The following is a 22,539-nucleotide window of genomic DNA, read 5'->3' as shown; positions in this document are numbered from 1 at the left end:
GTGTTTTACCAGCTCACGGCAAAGAGCGTCGCGTAGAGCCCGTCGCCCGATCCGCCCCGCGTCGCGGCGCGCCGGACGAGGTAGAGCTCCTGCTTGGGTCCCTGACAGACGAACGCGCCTCCCTCGGACGCGACGTACACCTGGCCCCCGACGGTCTTCATGGAAAACCCCTCCGGCCAGGTCTCGCGTTTCTTCAGGTACGCGAGCGTCGCGTTGCTCCTCGGCGGGACGTCGGAGCGCTCGAGGGTCCGGATCAGCCGGTCCGCTTGCGTGAACGCGGCGCCGTCCTCCTTGGTGATGTCGGCGATGCCGACCTTCGCGGGCAACTGCCCCGGGCCGACCTCGTTCGCGGGCACGCGGCGCGCGCGGAGGATCGTGACCTCCTCGGTCGTCTTGCCTCCCTCGACGCGAACCCCGCGCCCGATCCACCGACCGTCTCCGGAGGGCACGACCGCGTTCCACGGCTTGCACGATCCAAACGCGTTCACCACGGCGCAGGGCCCGCTCTTCGCGTCGGCCGCGCACTTGAGCGTCTTCTTCAGCGCCGCCGTGTCGAGGTCATCGGGCGCGGTGACGGGCGCCGCGGCCGTCGGCGTGGGCGCGGGCGCGGCGGACGTGGGCGCGGGCGCGCCGGTGCCCTCGGGCGCGGCGGAGTCCCCGGCGGGCTTCTCGGCGCAGGCGGCGACGGTGATCGAGACGAGGGCGGCGAAGAGGCGCGTTCGCATGGGCGCGCAGTCTGGCACGCCCCTGCGAGCGGGCGCTACGGCGGGTCGACGAGCAGCTTCGGCCGGAGCTTCGCGAGCGACTTGCGCCCGATGCCCTTCACGCGCAGCAGATCCTCGGGCCGCTTGAACTTCTTGAGCTTCGCCCGGAGCGCGAGGATCGCCTTGGCCTTCGTGGCCCCGACGCCCGGCAGCTTCCGCAGGTCGTCCTCGGTGGCGAGGTTCAGGATCACCCTTCCATCGGCCGTGATCGCAGTGATGGGTGTCGCCGCTGCCGCATCCGCTGCCGCATCCGCTGCCGCTGCCGTCTCTGCTCCCGCATCCGCTGCCGGCGCGGGTGGCGCTGCGCTGGCGCTCGCGCTCGTCACGGGCGGACCGAGGTACGTCCCGACGCGACGCGGCATCAGATCCGCCGCCGCGCCCGATCCCACGAAGGCGAGGGCCAGAAACCCGAGCGCGCCGAGCGCGGCTTTCCCCGCGAGCGGCGTCCAGGCCGACCCGCGAACCCGCGCCGCGATCGCCACGAAGAACGTCCTTGCCCACGAGCTTCCCCTCTTCTCTTCCTCTGCCGAAAGTTCCATCGAGAGCCTCCTCGACGGCCTCTTCGGCGATCTTCGTGCCACGAGCGGCGGCGCACGAAGGCGCGTCTTTTGGGAAGCAAACGGCTCACGCGGGGCTGGCGCCGCCATGGCGGCGGGGTGGCGACGCCGGCGGACCTATGCCTGGACCTGCGCTACGATGGCCCCGAGCAGGTGACCATGTCCGACCCTCGTTTTTCCCCGTCCTCCGAGGCCTCGTTCTCACGTCGCACCCTCCTCGGCGCCGCCGCGGCCTCTGCCGCGCTGCTCGGCGCCGAGCGAGCGCTCGCGCAGGGCTCCGGCATCGTCGCCCGGCCCCCCGCGGGCTTCGTGCCGCTCTCGATCCCGGGCAAGGTCGTGAAGGTCGCGAAGTCGAACGTGATGCAGCCGAACGGCCTCTGGCCGACCGAGGGCGCGGCGAAGCTCATGCTCGAGCGCGTGATGGCCGAGCTCACGGGCAAGAGTGATCTCGGCGCGGCCTTCGCGAAGTTCGTCCACAAGGACGACAAGGTCGCGATCAAGCCGAACGGCATCGCGGGTCAGAAGGGCTTCACGATGGCGACGAACCGCGAGCTCATCCTCGAGATCGTGCGAGGCGTGATGGCGGCGGGCGTGCCTGCTGGGAACATCATGATCTTCGAGCAGTACCCGAAGTTCCTCGAGGGCACGCGCATCTGGGACCGCAACAAGGGCCCGGACCCGGCGCTGCCCGCGGGCATCCTGACGGCGGTGCACGAGAACAAGGACGCGACGATGCCCGAGCGCAGCGTGATGGGCATCCCGACGAAGTTCGTCCGCCCGTTCACGGAGGCGACGGCGGTGATCAACATCGGGATGATCAAGGATCACTCGATCTGCGGCTTCACGGGCTGCCTGAAGAACATCACGCACGGCGCGACGATCAACCCGCACGCCTTCCACCAGCACAACGCGAGCCCGCAGATCGCGGAGCTCTACGCGCAGGACGTGGTGAAGAGCCGCGTGCGCCTGCACATCGTCGACGGCTTCAAGCTGATCTACGACGAGGGCCCGCTCGACAAGAACAAGAAGCGCCGCGTCCTGCACGAGGCGGTCTACGCGACGACGGACCCGGTCGCGATGGACACGCTCGGCTGGGGCATCATCGAGCAGTGGCGCAAGGACAACGGCCTGCCGACGCTGAAGGACGCAGGGCGGGAGCCGACGTACATCCGCATCGCGAGCGAGCTCGGGCTCGGCGTGTTCGACAAGAACCGGATCTCGCTGCGGGAAGTGACGATCTGAGCCTCCCTCCCTCCCCACGACGTGGAGAGGGAGGGTTGGGGTGGGTGAGGAGAGAGCGCGTCAGGCGGGGTTCATCGTGACCACCGGGGCGGCGCTCGCGACGGGCGCTTGCTCGGGCTCGCCTGTCTCGGGATTCACGTCTTCAGCGGCTCGGCGTGCGCGCAGGGCCTGACCGATCGCCTCGTTCTGCTGCACGATGGGCCCGAGCAGCGCCAGACGACAGGCCTGGTCCTCCGCCGACTCCGACGGATACCGGCCGACGATCATGGCCATGAGCTGAAGCATCCGGCGCTGCCCCTCGTTCCGCGCGGCCTTCACCTCGGCGAACGTGACCCGCTTCGGCAGCGGCAGCTCGAGCGCGGCGCGATATTGCTTCACCAGATCCGAGAGCCGCGCGACGTAACGCGAGAGCCCGAGATCCTGCACCGTGGCGACGCGCGCCGGATCTTCGAGCACGCCGAGGATCCGCTCCACCTCGCAGAGCTCCTCCACGAAGGGGAGCGAGGTCACGGCGAAGAGCCCGCGGGGAAAGATCTCCTCGAGCAACGCAGCGCCGCTCTTGGCGATGGGATCCCCCGGCGCGGACGCATCGACCTGCCGCTCCGCGGTATCACGAATGGCGCCGAGCACGCCGTCGATGGCGAGATCGATCGGCTTCGCCTCGGGGGCGAACGCCGGGGGCTTCTCCTCCTGCGCGGCCCACTTCGCCTCGAGGGTGCGCAGCTCCTTTTCGTGCTCGACGCACGAGGTCGCGAACGAGGCGATGTCGAGATCACCTGTGACGAGGGCAGCCTTGCGCACCTGCGCGACGGCGAAGTGGCGGCGACCGCGAGTCAACGTGTAGACATTGAAGAACGCAGCGAGCGAGGTATCCATGCAGAGCCTCCTTCGGGGCATGCCGGAAAATTCGGTCGGTGTGGTGGACGGAAAGCGGAGCGGTCGCGACGCAATCGGAGCAGCATTCCGGCGAAGGGGAGCGGGGACCGGCTTCGCTCGGGGTCGACCGGCAGCGAAGGGGAGCGGGGACCGGCTTCGCTCGGGGTCGACCGGCAGCGAAGGCGGGCGGGGACCGGCTTCGCTCGGGGTCGACCGGCGGCGAAGGCGGGCGGGGTCCGGCTTCGCTCGGAGATGGATGGCGCGCTGCTCAGGCCGCGTCCGCGTACCGGAGGATGGCAAGCCCTCAACCACCGCCACCACGCGCAGGACCGAGCGCGTCAGGACGCTTTACGCGTCTGCTGGGGCGCCGCGTCGACGCCGAGGCTCCGCATTTCCTTGCCGCAGCAGATGTCCGCGTGGGCCTTCGGCTCGCGCTCCGGGCAGTTGCAGGCTTTCGTGTACACGATCTCCGCACCACAATCGTCGCAACGAAGTCGCTCTCCGGCGGGATGGGACATGGCGAACCTCCTGTGTAACCGTGCATCGCGTCGCACCACGAAGGTGCGCGCCCCGGAGATCGCTGCAACGCCCGTACCCAGCCCCGTGAAGGACGCGAGCTGGCTCGTGTTTTACGCTCTCGAAGCTCACGGCGGCAGCGCGCGCCCCAGGAGCCGCCCCGCCCCGCAATCCTCGTTCGTTGGACATTCGATCCAGTAAACCCCCTCCTCATCCGCCACGAAATGGAAGCGCCCGGCCGGACGCGCCACGACCTCGGCCGCCTCCGCGTTCCACGCCGCGCCGCTCGCCCGGATCCGCGCGATTGCCCTCCCCCCGTCGGCCGTCTTCGCCCCGAAGTACACCCAGTCCCCCTGCACCTCGATCGGCGGGCGTGTCGCGAGCCTCCCGTCCGTCGCCGGATCCGCGAGGACGAGCTCGCCGCCGGGCAGGAGCGCCTCCACGGCGCCGCCCGCTCGCGGGACGCGGTGGAGCAACGTGCCGTCGTCCGCGAAAAAAAAGACGTATTCGCCGCCGACATCGAGGCTCGTCGCGCCATTCACGTCCGCGGCCAGCGTGACCGCCTCGGCCGAGGCGACGGGCTCGATCGTCATCACCGCGCCCGTACTGCTCTTTTCGCCGTCGACACACGAGTCGGGGACGTCGTCGCCCATCGCCGAGCGCGTGAAATAAAGACGACCGTCGTGCAGGCGCAGGTCGTGGAGGATGGGCGCGACGTCCCCCGGCGTGTAGGCCGGATCGACCCAGAGCGCCTCGTATTCGTCCGACCCACGCGCCACCCGGCCCACGAGCCCGTCGGCGAGCATGTAATAAAGAAATTCGTCCCCGAGCGCGAGCCCGGCGAGCCTCTCGAACTCGGGCTGCGCCCCGAGCACGCCGATGACCTCGGGATCACAATTCCTCGGATCACACCACGTCAAATTCGATACGTGGCACGTGCCCTCGTTCCCCTGCTGGGTCCAGGCGAGGTAATCACTCGCGACGACGGCCCACTCCACGCGCAGGCCCCCGACGTCGAGGAGAGGGACCGAGCAGCCCGGCTTCGGCAGGCGGCGGATGGAGCCGACGGCGGCCCATTCACGCACGACGATCGATTCGGCGTCGGAGGAGAGCGCCCCCATCACCACGTTCGGCTCGATCACGAGAGGCTCGCACGCCCCGCCGCCGCCCTCGCAAGGGAGGGCGGCGCAAATGGAAGCGGGCGGCGCAGGCGGGCGCGGATCCTCGGCGGAGCCACAACCCGAGACGAGCGCGACCCCAAAGACCAGCGGCGAGGCGCGGAACCACGAAAGAGTCATCGTCCCCGCCTCCACGCCCCGCCGGTCATTTCGACGCCGAGAGGGCGTCCCCGCGGAGCTGCACCACGGCGTCGCCCCGCTTCACCTCGATGATCCGCGCCTCCTCGCCGAGCGCGACGAACGTCACGACATCCCCGCGCTGGACGCGCTTGCCCTCCGCCGCCGGGATCGTGACCGGCTTGTGCCGCTCCGACTCGACCGTCACCGGACGGTAATTGCAGACCTCCTCGTATTCGAGCCGGCCGTCCCGGTGAATACGCGAGATCCGGTTCGTCGTCCGGCAATTGTAGGCCTCCCGCGACTCGCGGCGGTCCTTCTCGAACGTGAGCTTCACGCCGCCGCCGACGGATTGCACGTTCGCCACGGGATACGCGCCGCCGCGTGAGTATCCGCCGCGCTTCTCGTCGAGCGCCTTCGCATAATCCGGCAGGCGCAGCTCGACCCGGAAGAGCGCACCGCTCGGCCAGCGATACCCCGTCGTGCCGCCGGCCAGCGTCCGCGCCGTCTGCTCGTCGATGCCGTTCGATTTTGCCTTCTCGTACTTCTCGCGCGCGTCGCGCATCCGCTTCATCTCGGCATATTGCGCCGCCGTGACCGCCTGCACGAAGCCGCCGAGGTAGCTGCCCTCCTTCACGTGCATCTGCGACTCCACGATCGCGTCGAGCTTCTTGCCCTCCGCCACCGCGAGCAGCGCGAGCTCGCGCGTCGTGTGCGCCCAGAGCGGCCGGGTCCGGCATTCGAGCGCTCCGCATTTCGCGACGAACCTGCTCCGCAGATCGACGAACGCCGGGGCGAGCGCCGCGGCCGCCTCCGCGCTGCCGCGGGCCTTCTCGGACTTCGCGCCGAGCGCGTCGAGCTCGTCGTAAAGATCCGCGTACGCCTCGTGATGCTCGCTCCGGGACGCGTACACCTCGAGGGGGATCTTCACGTACACCGTCATCTCCTCGGGCGAGAGCCCCGCCGCGCGGGCACGCTGCGCCGCGCCGTCGTATTGCGCGAGGAACGTCGCCCGGGCCTCTGCGGGGACGGCGACACGCGAGAGCGCGGCCGTGAGGTCGTCGCGCTCGATGAGCGACGCATACAGGAGCACGAGGCCCTGCCAGCGCGCGTCCTTGTACCTCTTCTCGTGCTCGTAACGCGCCACGACCGCGTCGTTGCCGATGATCACCGCGCTGATCGCCGCCGAGACGATGTCGAGGTCGCGATCGTCGAGCGCGAGATACACCTTCTCGGGGTCGAGCGGCTTGATCTTGCTCCATTGCCGGATCTCGTGCCCGTGCGTCCCTCGCTTCGACTGCCGCGTGCACGTCGCGAGGAGGATCTGCGCCTCGGGCGACGGGTCCTCCTGGAGCGGGAACTTCCGGTCGTTGCGGTTGTAATCGCTGGACGGATCGTGCTCGTCGAGATCGTAATAAACGCGGGCGCATTCGTCGCCCTCGAACGTGGCGGCGCCGGCCGCCCCGCCGCCGCGGGTGCCGTTCAGGACCACGCAGCCGCTCGTCGCTCCGAGGATCCCGAGAAGGACCGCCGTCGCGCCGAGCAGGGCCCTCCGCGGGGCCCCCGCACCCTGGTGCATCGTCACGCTCATGGGCCCGGTAGAGCAGGGCTCGGGACGCGCGTCAAGGCGCGCGGCGCCCCGCGGCCGCGTCGCCCGGGCGGAACGAGCCGCTTGCCCTGCGCGCCCGGATCGCGCATTTCTGTTCCGCATGCCCAGCGCCAGCGGCACCAAGAAGTTCCTCGACCTGGGCCCCCTCGCGTTCGCCCAGACGCACTCCGTCGTGCCCGACGGCGGCCCCACGTTGAGCCAGGACACCGTGGCCACGCATTACCCGGGCGAGTCCCGCCACGAGATCAAGCCCGCGCATCGCGTGCGGAGGGCTCGCCTCGACAAGAATCACCTCGCCACGTCCGACAGGCACCTCGCCTACGTCCTCACCCAGCAGCCCCACGCGCCGGGCACGCCCGCAGGCGCGGACGAGTTTCTCACCTGGTACCTGCCCTGGAACGCCGGCGGCGGCCAGGTCAGCATGCCCATCCCCAGCGCCGACGCGCTCGGCCCCGACGCCGCGAATCCGCCGTACTTCTTCACCGTCGAGCTCACGGGCTGCTCCGTCTTCATTCGCGGCGAGCCCGAGAGCCCGGAGGTCTTCCACGCGGGCTCCACGACCACGACGTGGAAAGGCAGCGGCAGCACGCACTGGCGGACGCTCTTCGCGATGAGCCGGCCCGACACCTTCGCGAGCGGGCGCTTCGTGGAGGTCAACAAATTCGACTACATCGGCGGCGAGCGCCTCGGGGTGCCGTTCGCCTCGCCCGTCGTGCAGCGTTACATCCGCCACGTCACCGAGCACGAGGGGGGCCGCGACCCGAGCTTCAAGCTCATCGATTGCGGGGGAATCGGCTGCGTCTTCGGGTCGCGCGACGGCGCCGGCGCGTGGTCGTTTTACCTGCAGGAGAACGCGCGTGTCTTCTTTCGCCGCGCCACGACGGCCGGCCCCTACGTCGTCGCCAACCGCGTCCTGCGCGTGTCGCAAATTTACCCCCACCGCGCCGTGCTCACCACGAACGACCCGCCCAAGGCGCTCCCCTTCCCCTGAGCGCCCTCCGGCGACTTTGATGATCTCGCCCGCGGCGGGACCGGTTAGGATGCCGGCCAGCCATGCCGATCCTCGAACTCACGTTGTCCGGCGGTGCGCAGCTCACGGTGCACAACTTCTCCGTGCAGGAGGCCATCTCCGAGCTCTTCCACGTGAACGTCGTGGCGCGCGCGCAGCGGCCGGACATCGACCTCGAGGCCATCGTCGGAAAACCCGCCAGCTTGCGCATCGTGGCCGGGTGGACCTACGTGAAGGACCAGGGGACCCGGGCCTGGAAGGGCGTCTGCGGGTACATCGAGCAATCCCAGGCGCAGACCGAGGAGACCGGGCTCTCGACCTATTCCCTCCAGATCGTCCCCGACCTCTGGCTGCTCACCCAGCGCACGAACCACCGCATCTTCCAGCACCTCTCCATCCCCGACATCGCCGACGTCCTGCTCGACGAGTGGGGCCTCTCGCCCACCTGGCAGGTCGATCGCGGCCTCTACCCGAAGCTCGAGTTCAAGGTGCAGTACGGCGAGAGTGATTTCACCTTCCTCTCCCGCCTGCTCGAGGAGGCCGGCATAACGTTCTGGTTCTCGGACAAGGGCGGCGAGGGCTCACAGCTCATGCTCGGCGACAAGCTACACGCCGCCTCGCCGCGCCCGCCCATTCCCTTCGTCGACAACCCGAACCAGTCGGCGCAGCGCGAGTTCCTCTCGCTCGTCCGCCTCGGCCACGAGGTCCGCCCGGGCGCCCACGTGATGCGCGACCACGATTTCCGCAAGCCCGCCTTCCAGCTCCTCGGCGAGGCCCCGCCCGCCGCCGGGCCCGAAAGCCGATACGAGCAATACGCGTACATCCCGGGCTCGTTCCTCGTGGAGGGCACCATGGGCGGCGGGGGCACGCCGGTGGCGGACGACAAGGGCGTCGCGCGGCACGACGCGAACCACGGCACCGACCTCGCGACGCGCCGCCTGCAATCGCTGCGCGCCGACAAACGCCGCGTCATGTTTCAGACGAACACCCTCGACCTCTTCCCGGGCGCGCTCTTCACGATCGAGGACCACCTGCACCCGAGCCTCGCCTCGAGCCAGCGATTGCTCGTCACGGGGTTTTCGGTGGAGGGCGCGCCGGGCGACGAATGGACGATGAGCGGCACCGCGGTCTTCGCCGACCCTGCCGTGCCATATCGTCCGCGCATCAAGACCCCGCGCCCGCGGGTCTTCGGCGTGCAGAGCGCGACCGTGGTGGGCCCGCCGGGCCAGGAGATCCACACCGACGAGTTCGGCCGGGTGCGCGTGCAATTCCCCTGGGATCGCGAGGGCAAAAGCGACGACAACAGCTCCTGCTGGATGCGCGTCAGCCAGGGCTGGGCCGGCACGGCCTACGGGATGATCACCATTCCGCGTATCGGACAGGAGGTGCTCGTCACGTTCCTCGACGGTGATCCCGACCGGCCGATCATCACGGGGCGCGTCTACAACGCGATCGAGCAGGTGCCCTACAAGCTGCCGGACGACATGACCGTGAGCACGTGGAAGAGCCAATCGTCCCCGGCGACGGGCGGCTACAACGAGATCAAGTTCGACGACAAGGCCGGGAGCGAGCGCGTCTACGTGCAGGCGGAGCGGGATCTGCACAAGCTGGTCAAGAACGACGAGGTCCTGCGCACGCAGCACAACAAGCTCGAGACGGTGGACGGCACGTCGGACCTGGTGGTGAAGGGCGTACGCAAGCAGCTCATCGAATCGGCGGACCACCTGCACGTGAAAATGGACCAGAAGAGCCAGGTCGATGGTGGGGTTTCGTTGACGGTGCAGATGGGCAAGCAGGAGAAGGTGGGGACCGATTACGCGCTCGACGCGGGGCAGGAGATCCACCTCAAGGCGGGGATGACGCTGGTCCTGGAGGCGGGGCTCAGGCTCACCATCAAGGGCCCGGCCGGCTTCATCGATTTCCACCCCATGGGCATCGATATCGTGGGGCTCTTGGTCAACATCAACAGCGGGGGTTTTCCGGGCTTCGGCAAGGGCGCGTCGCCCGCGGCGCCCGAGGACGCCGTGGAAGCCGAGCCGCGGGACAGGCCGCCTGGCGCGCCGGGCGGGACGTCGGGACAAGGCGAGGGTTGAGCCATGCCCAAGGCTGCGCGTATCGACGACGAGCTGACCTGCGAGGTCCACGGCGCGGGGATCATCACCGAGGGAAGCCCGAGCGTGATCGTCGGCTTCCAGCCGGCCGCGCGGGTCGAGGACGAGATTCTTTGCCAGGAGGTGCCGAGCGAGATCGCGGAGGGCTGCCCGACGGTCTTCATCGGGGGCATGCCGGCCGCCCGCGTCGGTGATGTGGCCGTGGACGGCGCGGTGATCAGCACCGGCTTCGCCACCGTGAACATCGGCTCGACGCCACAAATCCAGGTGCTGCTCCTGGCCGCCGCGCTGGGATTGCCTTTTTGCGAGGAGTGCGACCCGGGAGGGCTCGCCGATCCCAGCGGGGAGCCATGAGGGCCGTCCTCTACATCGTCGCAGGCCCGTCTTCGGGGCAGCGGGTGCGGCTCGTCGCGGGAGAACCGTTGCGGGTCGGGCGCGGCGGGCGGGCGGATCTGATCGTCTCGCGCGACGAGCGGATGGCCCTCGACCATTTCGAGCTCACGTGGGACGGCGCCACGTGCCGATTGCGTGATCTGAGCCGGCAGGGGACGGAGCTCGACGGCAAACGCGTGGACGAGGCCGAGCTGAAGAATGGCGGGTGGATCGTCGCCGGCGGGACACGTTTCTTGTTCCGCGTCCGCACGGACGATCTGCGCGCGGAGCTGCCGCCGACGCCGCCCTTGCCTTTGCCTTCCCCGGAGCTCCTGGCGGCGCGCAGGGAGGCGCTCTCCTTGCTGTCGCGAGAGGAGCACCTCTTTGCCATTCTCGACGCGGCCCGGGATCGGCGGGTCGGCGCCTTGCTCCAGGCCTGCGACGACGAGTTTCGCTCGCTCTACGAGGGCCGGAAGGGGGATGTGCTGGCCGAGGTGGCGCCCTACCTCGTGCGTCTCCAGGCGGGCTCGCCATTGCTCCCGGTGCTGGTGGAGGACGGCTGGGGCGAGAGCTGGGGCGTGTATCTGACGAGCGAGCGGCCGTTCAAGGAGGTGCGTCGGCGATTGCGGCAGTCGCTGATGGTGCGGGACGAGGCGTCGGGGAAGCGGCTGTATTTCCGGTTTTATGATCCGCGCGTCCTGCGGGCCTTCTGGCCGACGTGTACGCCGCGGCGGCGGAGCGAGATCCTGGGGACGGAGATCGTATCACTTCTCGTCGAGGGCACGGCGGGCGAGGTGCTGCGATTCTCTCGGCAGGGATGACGACGAAGAGATCGCCGCGGCAAGGACCCTTCACCCCTCCGGCAACCGCACCACCCGCCCCAGCGCCACCACGCGGAGCACGATCGGCAGCTTCTCCTCCGGGTCCACCGCGAAATGGACCTCGACCAGCATCCGCACCGGGAAACGCGAGAACAGCGGGAGCTCTTCGGCGATCTCCGCCGGCAAATACACCACCATCGGCTGCCGCTCGCCCGGCACGTGCAAGAGCGCGCGCAGGTGCCAGCCGCCCAGCAGCCGGCGCCGCTGGTAATGCCGCCCCTCGGCGAGCGAACGCGCGACCAGCTTGGCGAGGTCGTCGCCCGCGAGCGCGTGTGACGTCATCGCGAACTTGTCGAAGATCTTGCCGGTCATACGCTCCGCGAGCACCCGCGCGTTCTCGTACCCCGGCGAGCCGATGAAATCGTCGGCCTCCCGCACGGCGGCGGTGAGCGCCTCGTGGCCCTGCGCGAAGGGCATCGCCGTCGCCTTCGTTGTCCGCAGCGCCTCCACCTCGTCGAAGGGCAACACGAGATCCCCTTCGCACAGCTCGATCGGCGCCACGGTGTGCCCCCGCCTCTTCGCCGTCCGCACCGCCAGGTCGAGCAGGCCCTCGAAGCCCATCGGCGCGGCCCGATCGAGGATCACGTGCGCCTGCGCTCGCTCCTGGATCGCCGCCGGATCCCTCGACAGCGCCGGATCGTCCGTCTCGGGATCGACGGGCTCCTCCTCCAGCGCGTCGAGGATCGGCTGCCACCCGCGCTTGCGCACGACGCGCGGCATGCTCGGCCGATCGAGCCACACGAGCACGAGCACGTCTCCTCGATCCGCGCCTCGATACGTCGCGTCCGCGACCGTGAAGCCCGGCGCCTCGACCGGAGCCGCCGCCGCGCTCGCCGTCGCGACCGCGACCGGCAGCCCGCCCTCGACCACGGCCTCGCCGATGGTCTTTCGAGCAGCAACGAATCCCTCGCGCGCGTGCGCCGCCGTCCCCGGCGCGTCGGGCGACGGCACCTGCGGCACCCCGCTCGCCCACGGGCTCGCCTCCGGCGCGGGCTCGGGCGCGGGCGTCGCGAAGATCAACGCAGGCGGCGTCGGGCCTTGTGTGCTCGGGCTCTGCGTCGTCGTCGCGGCGAACGGAAGCGCTGCCGCGGGCGAAGGCGCGTCCACGCGCTCGATCGCCACCGTGCCCTCCGAAGGAGGCCGATCGAGCAGAGCACGCGGCGGAGGGGACGCAGGCGCGAAGCTCGCCACCACGCCCGCCGCGCTCGCCTTGAAGGGCAACGTGTCCTCCGACGGCGCTCGCTCCTCGCCGAGGAACGTCGTCTTTCCCATCTCCTCGCGTGGCGCGGGCTCCTTGCTCGCGTGCTCCAGGCTCACGGTCACGCGCCCCTCTTCCTGCGCGCTCCGCAGCGGGATCTGCGCCCGCCACGTCAACGTGCAGACCGCGCGCTCCGTGTCGATCACCAGCGTATCGGCGCGCATCGTGATCACGCGTGGCCCGCCCTCTCGACCCGCGAGCACGGCCTTCGGCCGCAGGCCCGGCAGGCTCGTGACGAGGTGCGCGTGTTTCGGGTGCAGGTTGTCGAGCACGATGCGCTCGTTGTCGCGCAACACGTCCACCTGCTGATCGGGCGGCGCGATCTGAAAAAACGCGAGCTCGACGTCCTCCGGCGCCGGCGCGCGCGAGAGCTCCGCGGGTGTCCATCGACCTGCGTGACGACCGAGCTTCTGCTGTCGCGACGGCCAGCGCGCCGCGAGCGGGCCGAAGCCGATCGGCGTGAGCAGATCCCCGGGCCCGCTCACCACCTTGTCGAGCGGCTGCAGGTTGGGGACGGCGACGCGGCCCTGCCGATCCCGCGCGTCGGGCCGCATGCCCGCGGGGTTCCAGGTGTCCGGCCCTCCGCCCGCGCGCTCGTAACGCAACGACATGCGCGTGATCCGCGGCCCCTCTTGCAGCGCGCCGTCGAGCGAGAACGACCTGTCGCAGAAGACCTCGATCGACTTGTCGACGTCACCGACGAGCATCCGCGCCACGAACGCGCGTGTCGGTTGCGCCTCGGGCGCGAAGGCCATGCCCACGAGCACCACGTCGGCGCGTTGCTTGAGCGGGGCCATGTCGCTCGCGGCGCGCAGGCTACGTGACTCGTCGTCGTCCCAGTGCTCGTCCTGCTCGACGATCGGGTCTTGCTCCGGCGCGAGCTGCGCCTCGGTGGGCACGAGCAAAAACGTCGCCTTGCAGACGACCGTGAGCGCCCACGTGCCGGGCCGCGATTGCCAGAGGAGCGAGGCGACGGGGAGCGGTCCCGCGGAGATCACGTCCATGACTGGACGACGATATCACCCCGCTCGCAGGACGAGCACGACGGCGACGACGACGACGAGCACCACGACCGCGACCACGAGAAACCCGACGAGCCCGCGTGAGCTCTCGCGTGGCGCGACGGGGCTCGTCACGACGGGGCTCGGAGCGACGGGGGCAGGCTTCGGGATCACCACGGTCGTGCCTTGCAGCGGTGTCTCCTGCGCGGGCAGCGTGGGCGCCGCGAGCAACACGCGCAGCTCGCGTTTCATCGTGGCGGCGTCCGACATCGACACCTCGCCGAACGCTTGTTTCGCGGCCTGCGCGAGGGCCGCGCCTTCTTTTGTCCCCTCGACGATCGAGGGCGGCCGTGGCGGCGGCGCGACGCCTTGCAGGCGGTGGATCCGCTCGACCGAGATGCGCCCCTCTTCCGAGGCGAAGGGCAGGAGCAGCCGCGCGAGCTCGGCGACGGTTTGTGGCCTGTCGCTGGGCTTCTTCTCGAGGCATTGCAACACGACGGCCTCGAGCCCGGCGGGGATCTCGGCCCTCTGCCAGCGCGGCGGCGAGGGAGGATCGCTGCCGATCATCACGAAGAGCGCGTGCGTCGCGTCGGCCTCGAAGGGGCGCTTGCCGGTGAGGATCTGGTACAGGATGACGCCGAGGGACCAGACGTCGGTGCGCGCGTCGAGCCCCTTGAGGCCACGGATCTGCTCGGGCGACATGTAAAATGGCGAGCCGATGATCACGTTCGACTGGGTGAGGCTCGTGTAGAGCGAGTCGCTCTTCATGCCCTTGGCGAGGCCAAAATCGAGCACCTTCACGAGGGGCGAGCCGTCGGGTCGCGTGGTGACGAAGATGTTCGCGGGCTTGAGGTCGCGATGCACGATGCCGAGCACGTGCGCCTCGGCGATGGCCTCGGAGGCTTGGAGGATGGCGTCGACGGCCTCGGTGATGGGCAGCGGCCCGCGCTCTTTCAGGACCTCGTGCAGGTCCGCGCCGGTGAGCAGCTCCATGACCATGTACGGCAAGCCCGACGCGAGCGTGCCGAGGTCCATGACCCGCGCGACGTGTTCGCTCTGGATCGACACGGCGGCGCGCGCCTCGCGCAGGAAACGCTCGACGGCGTCGCCTTGCTTGGTGGCCTCGGGCAGGAGGATCTTGATGGCCACGCGTTGTGGCAGCGTCGTGTGCTGGGCCTCGACCACGATCCCCATGCCGCCTTTGCCGATCACGCGCTCGACGCGGTACTTGTCCGCGATGACGTCACCCGGCTCGGCGGGGCTCTTGGGGACGCTCTCCGTGGTCATGCGCGGGATCTCGCGCCCGCGACCCTACCACACGGTTCGCCGGAGATGCGTACGGTCACGGGGGCGCTTCTGACCGCTCGCCTCGCTCGAGCAGGGTGAACAGATCGGCCCGAGCGCCAACGGCTCCGATGAGCTCGCGGCGCAACCGCTCCTGCGTGACGATCCGATGACCACCCTTCGACACGCGGAAATCGGGCAGCTCCTCGACCAGGCAAGCCAGGAGGCGACGCGGCCCTGACCAGGGCCTCACGAGGACCGTATCTGCGTGAGGTGCGTCATCGACGAGGCCTGCGGATGCCAAAGCGGCGAGGGGCATCGTGTCTCGCAGGTAGACCTGGACGTCTCCGCCCGGCAGGAACCCGAAGCCGTATGCGAGCCGCATGGCGGTATCGAGCGCGAACACACCTTGGTCGCGCAGGGCGTCGATCACGGTCTGGGGATCGGAGCGCAGCCGTCGCGCGACGACCTCGCCTTCACGGTGGAAGACGATGGGGACGATCGAAACCATTCGGCGAAAGATGGGCCCGGCGACCTCCCGCGCGAGGCGCTTCTTGTGAAGCAACCGGAGGTCGCGGCGCCTCTCGGCGAGGCGTTGCTCGGCGGTCAACGCGCGGCGAAGTTCAGGCATGGAGGTCCTCGAGGAGGTGCAGGAGACGCGCGAGGCCGAGCTCTGCCTGGCGGAGCGCCGAGGCATACCCCTCGGCCCCTGCATCCGAGAAGGTCGGATCGCGGCCGAGCGCGATCGCCGCGTCCTGGGCACCTGCGCGCACGTCGTCGAGACGCACGTCGTCCATGCGGCCGAGGAGGCGCGTGAGCTCGGCCTCGAAAGGAGGGTCGCCGGCGTGCTCTGCGATCACGAGCAGCGCCTGAAGCTTGTCCTTCGTGCCCTTGTGGGCGCGCTCGGTGAGGAGCTTCGAGGCCACGAAGCCGGCGGGTGACAGAGCTCTGCCTCCCTCCGGGAGGGCTATCGTGGCGTCGAGCTCTCCCACGATGCGTGAGATGTCCTCGAACACCATCACGCGCAGGCTACCCGCGCCGCCGATGTGATCCCCCTCTTCGGGCTCGCCGTGGCCGAGCAGATCGAAGGTCACGCCGTCCGCGCTCACGAAGGTGGCGGTGCCGTGCTCGTGCTCGAAGCCCTGCGCGGCGAGCGCGGCGACGATGGCGTCGCCATGCGCCGCCGCGAGTGGCTCGGGGATGGAGATATCGACGTCCTCCGTCAACGCCGGAACCTGGGTCTCGAAGCCGAAGAGGCCGGAGGAGCCGACGAGGACAGCCGCACCTCCGATCGGCGTACGGCCGAGCGCAGCGAGGACGCGGAGGGCGGTGGCACGATCGGTCACGGGGGAAATGTAGCGCAGGCTGGCCGTGGGGAGGAGGACCCCGAGGCGTGAGGCGAGGTCAACGTGCGTTCACGCTCGCTCGATGGTTGACGGGATTTTCTGATCAAAATGCGTGCGCGCAATGGGCTACCTTATCCCCCATGACCCGGCCGGACGTGTTCACCGTCGATCCCGAGGACCCGCGCGCTCCTCCGCAGGAGGTCTGGGAAAAGCGCATCGAACACGACCGGAACGTCGCGCTCTACGCCGAGCTCGGCATCCCGGAGTATTTCGTCTTCGATCGCGGCCGGCTGAACCTTCGGGGCCATCGGCTGCCTTCGCCGGGGGCGCGCGCGTATCAGCCCATCGTGCCACAGGGGGGTCGTTATGCGTCCGCGATGCTGGGGCTCGAGTTGATGCTCGTGGAGGGCCGCTTGCGCTTCGTGGTCGGCGGCACGCCGCTTTTGGAATCGGAGGAGATCATCGGCCAGCTCGAGACGATGGTGGACGGCCTCGTGCAACGGCGCGAGGAGGACGAACGCGCGCTCGAAGAGGCCCGGCGGCAGCTCAGGGAGGAGCGCAAGCGGGTCGAGGAGGAGCGCAAGCGCGCCGACGAAGCCGAACGTCGCGCGGCTGCGCTGCAGGCGGAGATCGATCAACTCCGCAACGGCAAGCCGTAACGCGCGACCTCGTCCTCGACGACCGTGACCTCGTCCTCGACGACCGTGACCTCGTCCTCGACGTCCGTGACCTCGTCCTCGACGACCGCGACCTCGTCCTCGACGACCGTGACCTCGTCCTCGACGACCGTGACCTCGTCCTCGACGTCCGTGACCTCGTCCTCGACGTCCGTGACCTCGTCCTCGACGTCCGTGACCTCGTCCTCGACGTCCCCGACCTCGTCCTCGACGTCCACGACCTCGTCCTCGACGTCCGCGACCTCGTCCTCGACGACCGCGACCTCGTCCTCGACGACCGTGACCTCGTCCTCGACGACCGTGACCTCGTCCTCGACGTCCCCGAGCTCGCCCTCGCCCTCCGCGATCTCGCCCTCGCGCTGCGTGGTCTCGTCGTGACCTCCGTCTACCTGCTACCTTCTCTGCTCGTCCTTCCGGAGGGGCTCGCCCATGCTGCTGCCGCGTCTGCTTCCTCTCTTGGCTCTACTCCTCGCTGCCGGCGGATGCGCCTCGCAGCAGCAGACCAACACCCAGCCCCCCGGCGCGCCGCCCAACCCCAAGACCGTCACCCGCGAGAAGCCCGGCGGCGACGCCGACGATCCCGAGATCGCCGCCCTCACCCGCCTCACCGCCGAGCCCTGGGGGCATCGCAAGGACTTCTGGAACACCCTCCACGTCCCCCTCGTCGACTGGAAAAACTGGCGCAGGGTCCGCATCTTCGGACACCCCACCCGCGCCTCGTACCGCTACGGCGACGACCACTTCGCCGTCGCCTCCATCTGGTACACCACCATCGAAGGCCCCAACGAGCCCGAGGCCTGCATCGCCAAGTTCATCGACATGGCCACGCCCATCGCCGACGCCAACGGCGTCCGCATCGGCGAACGACAACGCGTCCGCATGACCCAGAGCGTCGGCGCCGAGGTCCGACCCCTGATCGTCGACCTCGTCGAAGGCAGGCTCGACAGCTTGCTCGGCCGCGACGATTACGTCGGCGCCATCGCCGCCTACCAATCCTTCCCCGGCACCTGCCTCGTCCAGGGTTTCGCCGTCGTCGCCACCGAGCACCGCGCCATCGCCACGAAGGTGCGCGATCGCTGGGTCGCCGAGGGCGCGAGCCAGCTCGTCTGGGAGCGCCACGTCAAACAAGCCCCCGAGCCGCTCACGCGCTGAATCCGCGTTTCACGCGAATTGCGCGACGACCCGCGCCACCACGTACGTCAACAGCGACACCACCCAGAGCGCCGCGCCTCTCCGGAGCCCGCGTCGATATCCCCAGATCGGCGCGAGCGGCGGGCAAAAGAGCGCGATCACCCCGCGCAGGCGCGAGCTCTCGTGGCGAAAGAGCCTCGCCGCGAGCCACACGTGCGTGGTCACGAACGCGGCGAACCCCACGACGAGGAGGACGACGACGGCAACGTCCTTGCCGGACACGCGCCGAGCCTAGCGCGCCTCGCCGCGCCTCGCCTCGACTTCGCGGTCAGCCTGCGCCCTTTCCCACGAACCGCCCCCGAACACCACGATCGATCCCGCGTGTGAGCTCTGTCCCCGTTCCAATTTCACGCTAAGCTCGGCGCGTGACGAGAAGCCTCATCCCCGTCCGAGACACAGATCGTCCCTCCTCTCCTCGATCTTCGCTCCTCGACCGGCTCCTCCCGGGCTCACGCGTCGTGCCCGCGGGCCTCGCCCTCGGCGTGATCACGAGCGCCCTCGTGGGCGTCGGCGTCGCCGAGGCCATCACGGACCCGCCGGATACGTTGCCCGTCTCCGAGGTCAAACCCGGCATGAAGGGCTACGGCCTCACCGTGTTCTCAGGGACGAACCCCGAGCGCTTCGACGTGGAGATCATCTCCACGCTCCGCAATTTCCGGCCAAACCAGGATCTGATCCTGATCAAGACGCCGAACCACCCGCGCCTCGAGGTCGCCCGCACCGTCGGCGGCATGAGCGGCAGCCCCATCTACCTCAATGGCAAGATGATCGGCGCCTACGCGTACGGCTGGCTCTTCGGCGTCGAGCCCATCGCCGGCGTCACGCCCATCAAGTCGATGCTCGACGAGATGGCCCGCCCCATCCCCAAGGCCATCGTGCCGCTGCCCGGACGCAGCCCCCTGCCCTCGGCCGAGGACGAAGGAAAGGTCAAGCGCGACAAACACGCGCGCGCCTTCCGCGGCGCCCCCGAGGGGTACGACCTCCATGGGCACGCCACGCAGCTCGCCTCACGCGCGGCCAGCATGCTCGCGCCGCCCGAGGGCAGCTCGCTCGCGCGCGCGTCCACGCCCATCATGCTCGGCGGCCTCTCGGGCACGTCGCTCCGCATCGCGCAGAACATCCTCGGGCCCATGGGCCTCGAGCCGCTCCAGGCCGGCGGCGGCTCGTCGACGAAGCCCGCGCCCGACGCGCCCACGAAGTTCGTCGACGGCGGCGCGATCGGCGTCGAGATGATCCGCGGCGACATGTCCGCGATGGGCCTCGGCACGGTCACGCGCGTGAGCGGCGACAAGCTCGTCGCCTTCGGTCACCCCATGCTCGGCGGCGGCGTCGAGGCCCTGCCCACGGCCGTCGCGCGCGTGCACTGGATCATGGCGAGCCAGAACCGGAGCTTCAAGATCGGCGAGGCCGTGCGCTCCGTCGGCGCGCTCGTCAACGATCGCCAGGCCGCCATCGTCGTCGACGCGGGCGTGAAGGCGCCCGTCTTCCCGATGAAGGTCACCATCCAGGCGCCGGGCATCCCGAAGCCGACGTGGAACATGGAGATCGCGCACGACCAATTCCTCTCGCCCACGTTCGTGGCGATGGCGATCGGCAACGCGTTCGAGACCTCGGCCTCCGAGCGCAACGACCTCACCTACCGCGCCACGAGCAAGCTCAAGATCGGCCGCTGGGGCACGATCACGCTGACGGACTTCGGCGCCGGCAGCGGCAACCCGCCCGGCCCCGAGGACTTCGTGCGTGGCCGCCTCGTGCGCGCGGTCGGCTCGCTCCTCAACAACCCCTGGGAGAAGGTGACCATCGAGGGCGTCGAGACCGAGGTGCGCGTCTCCTACGAGCGCGAGGTCGTCACGCTGCGCGGCGCCAAGGTCCTCGAGGCCGAGATCGACGCGGGCTCGAAGGTGCGCATCCAGCTCGAGCTGCAGCGCTTCCAGGGCAAGACCGAGACGAAGATCATCGAGGTCGACGTGCCCAAGGAGCTCGCGGGCCGCGACGTCGAGATCGAGCTCGCCCCCGGCTACGAGGTCGAGCGCCCGCTGCCCTCGCCCGAGACCGTGGCGCAGCTCGTCGCGAACCTGCCGAACCAGACCTTCGATCCGGAGAGCATCGTCGCCTCGTTCCGGCTGCGCGAGAACGGCGCCTCCTACAAGGGCAAGCTCGCCTCGCGCCTGCCCGCCGGCGCCCTCGACACACTCCGATCGAGCACCGACTCCGACATGCCCGAGATGTTCGTCGCGCAGGTGCAGACCGCCGTGCCGCTGAAGCAGTTCATGGTCGGTCGCGACACCGTGCGCGTGAAAGTCCGTGACGTCCTTCGCTGAACCTCCCTCCCTCCTCCGCCCGAAGAAAGCTCCTCGCATGACACGCCTCTCCCCCGGAAAGCTCGCGCGCCTCGGCATCGGCGCGCTCGTCCTCGCCGCCGCCGTCGTCCCCGCGCAGACGGCCCGCGCCGTCGGCACCCGCACCTTCCAGCTCGACACGATCGAAGAGCTCAAGGGCGGCGACCTGACGGGCGTCAGCGTCGACTCCAACGGCAACGTGCGCGCGGGCCTCACGCTCGGCTCGATCCCCGTGCAGGACGCGAGCAGCGTGTGGAGCTCCGTCGTGCTGCCCGACGGCTCGGTGCTGCTCGGCACCGGCAGCGACGGCAAGATCTTCAAGGTCACGGGCGGCAAGGCCACGCTCGTCGCGACGACGGGCGGGATGGCCGTGAGCTCGATGGTCGTCGCCTGGAACGGCGACGTCATCGCAGGCACGTTCCCCGACGGCAAGCTCTACCGCTTGCCCGCGGGCGGCGGCAACGGCGGCCCCGCGGCGGCGTTTGGTGATCTGCCGGGCGCGGAGGACGTCTGGGCGCTCGCGTTCGACACGAAGAACAAGGCGCTCTACGTGGCGACCGGCGCCGAGGGCAAGGTCTTCCGCGTCGATCAAGCGGGCAAGGCGCAGGTCCACTTCGACAGCGACGAGGCGCACATCGTCTCGCTCGCGGTCGCCGACGACGGCGCGCTCTACGCGGGCTCGAACGGCAAGGGCCTGCTCTACAAGATCACGGGCCCGGGCCGCGCGACGGTCGCGTACGACTTCGACGCCGACGAGGTGAAGGCGATCGCGTTCAACAAGAGCGGCTCGATGTTCGTGGTCGCGAACAAGATGACCGAGAGCTTCGCGCCGCCGAAGCGCAACAAGGCCGGCCCCGCCGCCCCGCAGTCGACGAAGCCCGGCAAGCCCGGCAAGGGCGCGCTCTACCGCTTCGGCAAGGACGGCATCGCCGAGCAGCTCCTCACGGACAACGAGTCGCACTACGTCTCGCTCGCGGTCGACGACGCGGGCGCGCCGTACGTCGGCACGGGCGCCGAGGGCCGCATCTACACGGTGGACGACGCGCACGTCGCGAGCCTCGTGGCCGACACGGACGAGCGCCAGATCGGCGCCATCGTGGTGAGCGGCAAGCAGCGCTTCCTCGCGACCACCGACCCCGTGGTGTTCCGCGAGATCAAGGGCACGGGCGGCGCCGACGCCGTGTGGACGAGCAAGGTGCTCGACGCGGGCCTGCGCGCGACGTTCGGGCGCCTCGCGTGGCGCTCGGAGGGTCAGCTCGAGCTCTCCACGCGCAGCGGCAACACCGAGACGCCCGACGCGACGTGGAGCGCGTGGTCGGCGGGCCTCGGCGCGCCCGGCGACGTCCAGAGCCCGCCGGGCCGTTACGTGCAGATCCGCGCGCGATGGAGCCGCGACCCGAAGGCCGTGCTGCGCGAGGTCACGCTCTACTTCGTCACCGACAACGCGCGCGCGGTCGTCACGTCGATCGACGCGACGGCGAAGAACAGCAGCAAGAACAGCGGCAAGACGGGCATGGTCTCCTCGGGCGGCGAGGCGCCGAAGCCGTCGAGCTCGCTCAAGCTCACGTGGAAGGTCGACAACCCCGACCAGGACGAGCTACGTTACCGCGTCTCCTACCGCCTCGAAGGCCAGAGCACGTGGCGCAGCGTGCAGAAGCCGGGCGAGAAGCTCACGCGGCCCGAGCTCGACTGGGACACGACCGGCCTGCCCGAGGGCCCCTACCGCATCCTCGTCGAGGCGACGGACGAGCTCGCGAACCCGCCCGACCGCGTGCAGAAGCACTCGCTCGAGTCGGCCACGGTCCTCGTCGACAACACGCCGCCCGTCTACAAGGCCCTCGCGATGCAAGGCCGCAAGCTCAAGGGCGAGGTCGTCGACGGGCTCGGCCCCATCGCCCGCATCGAGGTCTCGATCGCCGGCTCCGACGAGTGGCGCCCGCTCTTCCCGAGCGACGGCGTGCTCGACGAGCCCGCGGAGGCCTTCGACGTCGACGTCAGCTCCATCGTGCCGCCCGGGGCGCACATCGTGGCCGTCCGCGTCTACGACAGCGCGGGCAACGTGGTCACGCGCGACGTCGAAGCGAAGTAACCTCACCCCAGCCCCTCTCCTCTCCCTCGCGGGAGAGGGGAGGTGCGGCTGTGCCCTTCACACATCAGGCCACGACACGGACGTCATGCCTGGCGCGGGAGCCAGGATCTTGGCGCGTCGTC

The 22,539-nt window shown here is 69.9% G+C and carries 21 protein-coding genes; 9 read left to right on the top strand and 12 right to left on the bottom strand.

Translation table 11 applies throughout. The annotated features are described in order from the left end of the window. Nucleotides 1-5 precede the first annotated feature (5 nt). Nucleotides 6-725: a hypothetical protein gene (locus GF068_RS33725; protein WP_153823636.1), complete on the bottom strand. Its 720-nt coding sequence runs from the start codon at nt 723-725 to the stop codon at nt 6-8. A 35-nt stretch (nt 726-760) separates the two neighbouring features. Further along, complete coding sequence (locus GF068_RS33720) at nt 761-1,303, bottom strand: ComEA family DNA-binding protein (protein ID WP_153823635.1); 543 nt, start codon at nt 1,301-1,303, stop codon at nt 761-763. A gap of 177 nt (nt 1,304-1,480) precedes the next feature. On the opposite strand from GF068_RS33720, the gene GF068_RS33715 reads away from it, so the two are divergent. After that, entirely contained in the window at nt 1,481-2,563 is a 1,083-nt protein-coding gene (locus GF068_RS33715; protein WP_153823634.1) for a DUF362 domain-containing protein, read from the top strand. A gap of 60 nt (nt 2,564-2,623) precedes the next feature. Here the strand turns inward: GF068_RS33715 and GF068_RS33710 are convergent, their stop codons facing one another. The 4 genes from GF068_RS33710 to GF068_RS33695 form a co-directional block, all read right to left on the bottom strand. Next, nucleotides 2,624-3,439, bottom strand: coding sequence for a hypothetical protein (locus GF068_RS33710; RefSeq protein ID WP_153823633.1), 816 nt, complete (start codon nt 3,437-3,439; stop codon nt 2,624-2,626). A 338-nt stretch (nt 3,440-3,777) separates the two neighbouring features. After that, complete coding sequence (locus GF068_RS33705; RefSeq protein ID WP_153823632.1) at nt 3,778-3,957, bottom strand: hypothetical protein; 180 nt, start codon at nt 3,955-3,957, stop codon at nt 3,778-3,780. 126 nt (nt 3,958-4,083) lie between these two features. Then, nucleotides 4,084-5,253, bottom strand: coding sequence for a hypothetical protein (locus GF068_RS33700; protein ID WP_153823631.1), 1,170 nt, complete (start codon nt 5,251-5,253; stop codon nt 4,084-4,086). Nucleotides 5,254-5,278: 25 nt separating this feature from the next. Next, the gene (locus tag GF068_RS33695) at nt 5,279-6,829 is read right to left on the bottom strand and encodes a hypothetical protein (protein WP_153823630.1); all 1,551 of its coding nucleotides are present in this window, start codon (nt 6,827-6,829) and stop codon (nt 5,279-5,281) included. 130 nt (nt 6,830-6,959) lie between these two features. Here GF068_RS33695 and GF068_RS33690 point away from each other — a divergent pair, with 130 nt between their 5' ends. From GF068_RS33690 to GF068_RS33675, 4 genes are all read left to right on the top strand, one after another. Beyond that, nucleotides 6,960-7,850 carry a hypothetical protein gene (locus tag GF068_RS33690; protein ID WP_153823629.1) on the top strand — a complete coding sequence of 297 codons (891 nt, stop codon included), beginning with the start codon at nt 6,960-6,962 and terminating at the stop codon, nt 7,848-7,850. A gap of 62 nt (nt 7,851-7,912) precedes the next feature. Continuing rightward, complete coding sequence (locus GF068_RS33685; RefSeq protein ID WP_153823628.1) at nt 7,913-9,961, top strand: type VI secretion system Vgr family protein; 2,049 nt, start codon at nt 7,913-7,915, stop codon at nt 9,959-9,961. A 3-nt stretch (nt 9,962-9,964) separates the two neighbouring features. After that, complete coding sequence (locus tag GF068_RS33680) at nt 9,965-10,333, top strand: PAAR domain-containing protein (protein ID WP_153823627.1); 369 nt, start codon at nt 9,965-9,967, stop codon at nt 10,331-10,333. After that, on the top strand, nt 10,330-11,172 hold the full coding sequence (locus tag GF068_RS33675; protein WP_153823626.1) for a DUF4123 domain-containing protein: 843 nt from the start codon (nt 10,330-10,332) through the stop codon (nt 11,170-11,172). Before GF068_RS33680 ends, GF068_RS33675 begins: the two co-directional genes overlap by 4 nt. A gap of 30 nt (nt 11,173-11,202) precedes the next feature. Here the strand turns inward: GF068_RS33675 and GF068_RS33670 are convergent, their stop codons facing one another. The 4 genes from GF068_RS33670 to GF068_RS33655 are packed head-to-tail and all read right to left on the bottom strand — an operon-like array spanning nt 11,203 to nt 16,121. Continuing rightward, nucleotides 11,203-13,494, bottom strand: a complete 2,292-nt coding sequence (locus GF068_RS33670) for a DUF2169 family type VI secretion system accessory protein (protein WP_153823625.1) — start codon at nt 13,492-13,494, stop codon at nt 11,203-11,205. 15 nt (nt 13,495-13,509) lie between these two features. Continuing rightward, the gene (locus tag GF068_RS33665; protein ID WP_153823624.1) at nt 13,510-14,778 is read right to left on the bottom strand and encodes a serine/threonine-protein kinase; all 1,269 of its coding nucleotides are present in this window, start codon (nt 14,776-14,778) and stop codon (nt 13,510-13,512) included. 55 nt (nt 14,779-14,833) lie between these two features. Next, nucleotides 14,834-15,406, bottom strand: a complete 573-nt coding sequence (locus GF068_RS33660) for a hypothetical protein (protein WP_153823623.1) — start codon at nt 15,404-15,406, stop codon at nt 14,834-14,836. Then, the gene (locus GF068_RS33655; RefSeq protein ID WP_153823622.1) at nt 15,399-16,121 is read right to left on the bottom strand and encodes a hypothetical protein; all 723 of its coding nucleotides are present in this window, start codon (nt 16,119-16,121) and stop codon (nt 15,399-15,401) included. The genes GF068_RS33660 and GF068_RS33655 overlap by 8 nt, the downstream gene beginning before the upstream one ends. Nucleotides 16,122-16,261: 140 nt before the next feature. Between GF068_RS33655 and GF068_RS33650 the strand changes: the two genes are divergently transcribed. Further along, nucleotides 16,262-16,780: a PDDEXK family nuclease gene (locus GF068_RS33650; protein ID WP_153823621.1), complete on the top strand. Its 519-nt coding sequence runs from the start codon at nt 16,262-16,264 to the stop codon at nt 16,778-16,780. Here GF068_RS33650 and GF068_RS33645 read toward each other — a convergent pair. Further along, nucleotides 16,756-17,016 (bottom strand): hypothetical protein, encoded by a 261-nt coding sequence (locus tag GF068_RS33645; protein ID WP_153823620.1) that lies wholly within the window; start codon nt 17,014-17,016, stop codon nt 16,756-16,758. The genes GF068_RS33650 and GF068_RS33645 overlap by 25 nt on opposite strands. 238 nt (nt 17,017-17,254) lie before the next feature. Between GF068_RS33645 and GF068_RS33640 the strand changes: the two genes are divergently transcribed. Beyond that, nucleotides 17,255-17,950: a hypothetical protein gene (locus tag GF068_RS33640; protein WP_240807771.1), complete on the top strand. Its 696-nt coding sequence runs from the start codon at nt 17,255-17,257 to the stop codon at nt 17,948-17,950. Nucleotides 17,951-17,959: 9 nt separating this feature from the next. Here the strand turns inward: GF068_RS33640 and GF068_RS33635 are convergent, their stop codons facing one another. Continuing rightward, nucleotides 17,960-18,211 carry a hypothetical protein gene (locus GF068_RS33635; RefSeq protein ID WP_206079601.1) on the bottom strand — a complete coding sequence of 84 codons (252 nt, stop codon included), beginning with the start codon at nt 18,209-18,211 and terminating at the stop codon, nt 17,960-17,962. A 236-nt stretch (nt 18,212-18,447) separates the two neighbouring features. Here GF068_RS33635 and GF068_RS33630 point away from each other — a divergent pair, with 236 nt between their 5' ends. Beyond that, nucleotides 18,448-20,310, top strand: coding sequence for a SpoIVB peptidase S55 domain-containing protein (locus GF068_RS33630; RefSeq protein ID WP_338046681.1), 1,863 nt, complete (start codon nt 18,448-18,450; stop codon nt 20,308-20,310). A gap of 37 nt (nt 20,311-20,347) precedes the next feature. After that, complete coding sequence (locus GF068_RS33625) at nt 20,348-22,417, top strand: fibronectin type III domain-containing protein (protein ID WP_240807769.1); 2,070 nt, start codon at nt 20,348-20,350, stop codon at nt 22,415-22,417. The last annotated feature ends 122 nt before the right edge of the window (nt 22,418-22,539 follow it).

Origin of the sequence: Polyangium spumosum (assembly GCF_009649845.1) — a bacterium.
Lineage (GTDB): Bacteria > Myxococcota_A > Polyangia > Polyangiales > Polyangiaceae > Polyangium > Polyangium spumosum.
Note: the sequence above shows the minus strand (reverse complement) of the source record. Positions and strands in the feature narration are given on the sequence as shown.

Coding starts and splice junctions, on each gene's coding strand:
- GF068_RS33700 (WP_153823631.1), bottom strand. CDS start 5,253: ATGACTCTTTCGTGGTTCCGCGCCTCGCCGCTGGTCTTTGGGGTCGCG.
- GF068_RS33650 (WP_153823621.1), top strand. CDS start 16,262: ATGACCCGGCCGGACGTGTTCACCGTCGATCCCGAGGACCCGCGCGCT.
- GF068_RS33710 (WP_153823633.1), bottom strand. CDS start 3,439: ATGGATACCTCGCTCGCTGCGTTCTTCAATGTCTACACGTTGACTCGC.
- GF068_RS33675 (WP_153823626.1), top strand. CDS start 10,330: ATGAGGGCCGTCCTCTACATCGTCGCAGGCCCGTCTTCGGGGCAGCGG.
- GF068_RS33695 (WP_153823630.1), bottom strand. CDS start 6,829: ATGCACCAGGGTGCGGGGGCCCCGCGGAGGGCCCTGCTCGGCGCGACG.
- GF068_RS33685 (WP_153823628.1), top strand. CDS start 7,913: ATGCCGATCCTCGAACTCACGTTGTCCGGCGGTGCGCAGCTCACGGTG.
- GF068_RS33725 (WP_153823636.1), bottom strand. CDS start 725: ATGCGAACGCGCCTCTTCGCCGCCCTCGTCTCGATCACCGTCGCCGCC.
- GF068_RS33720 (WP_153823635.1), bottom strand. CDS start 1,303: ATGGAACTTTCGGCAGAGGAAGAGAAGAGGGGAAGCTCGTGGGCAAGG.
- GF068_RS33670 (WP_153823625.1), bottom strand. CDS start 13,494: ATGGACGTGATCTCCGCGGGACCGCTCCCCGTCGCCTCGCTCCTCTGG.
- GF068_RS33705 (WP_153823632.1), bottom strand. CDS start 3,957: ATGTCCCATCCCGCCGGAGAGCGACTTCGTTGCGACGATTGTGGTGCG.
- GF068_RS33715 (WP_153823634.1), top strand. CDS start 1,481: ATGTCCGACCCTCGTTTTTCCCCGTCCTCCGAGGCCTCGTTCTCACGT.
- GF068_RS33680 (WP_153823627.1), top strand. CDS start 9,965: ATGCCCAAGGCTGCGCGTATCGACGACGAGCTGACCTGCGAGGTCCAC.
- GF068_RS33665 (WP_153823624.1), bottom strand. CDS start 14,778: ATGACCACGGAGAGCGTCCCCAAGAGCCCCGCCGAGCCGGGTGACGTC.
- GF068_RS33690 (WP_153823629.1), top strand. CDS start 6,960: ATGCCCAGCGCCAGCGGCACCAAGAAGTTCCTCGACCTGGGCCCCCTC.
- GF068_RS33660 (WP_153823623.1), bottom strand. CDS start 15,406: ATGCCTGAACTTCGCCGCGCGTTGACCGCCGAGCAACGCCTCGCCGAG.
- GF068_RS33625 (WP_240807769.1), top strand. CDS start 20,348: ATGACACGCCTCTCCCCCGGAAAGCTCGCGCGCCTCGGCATCGGCGCG.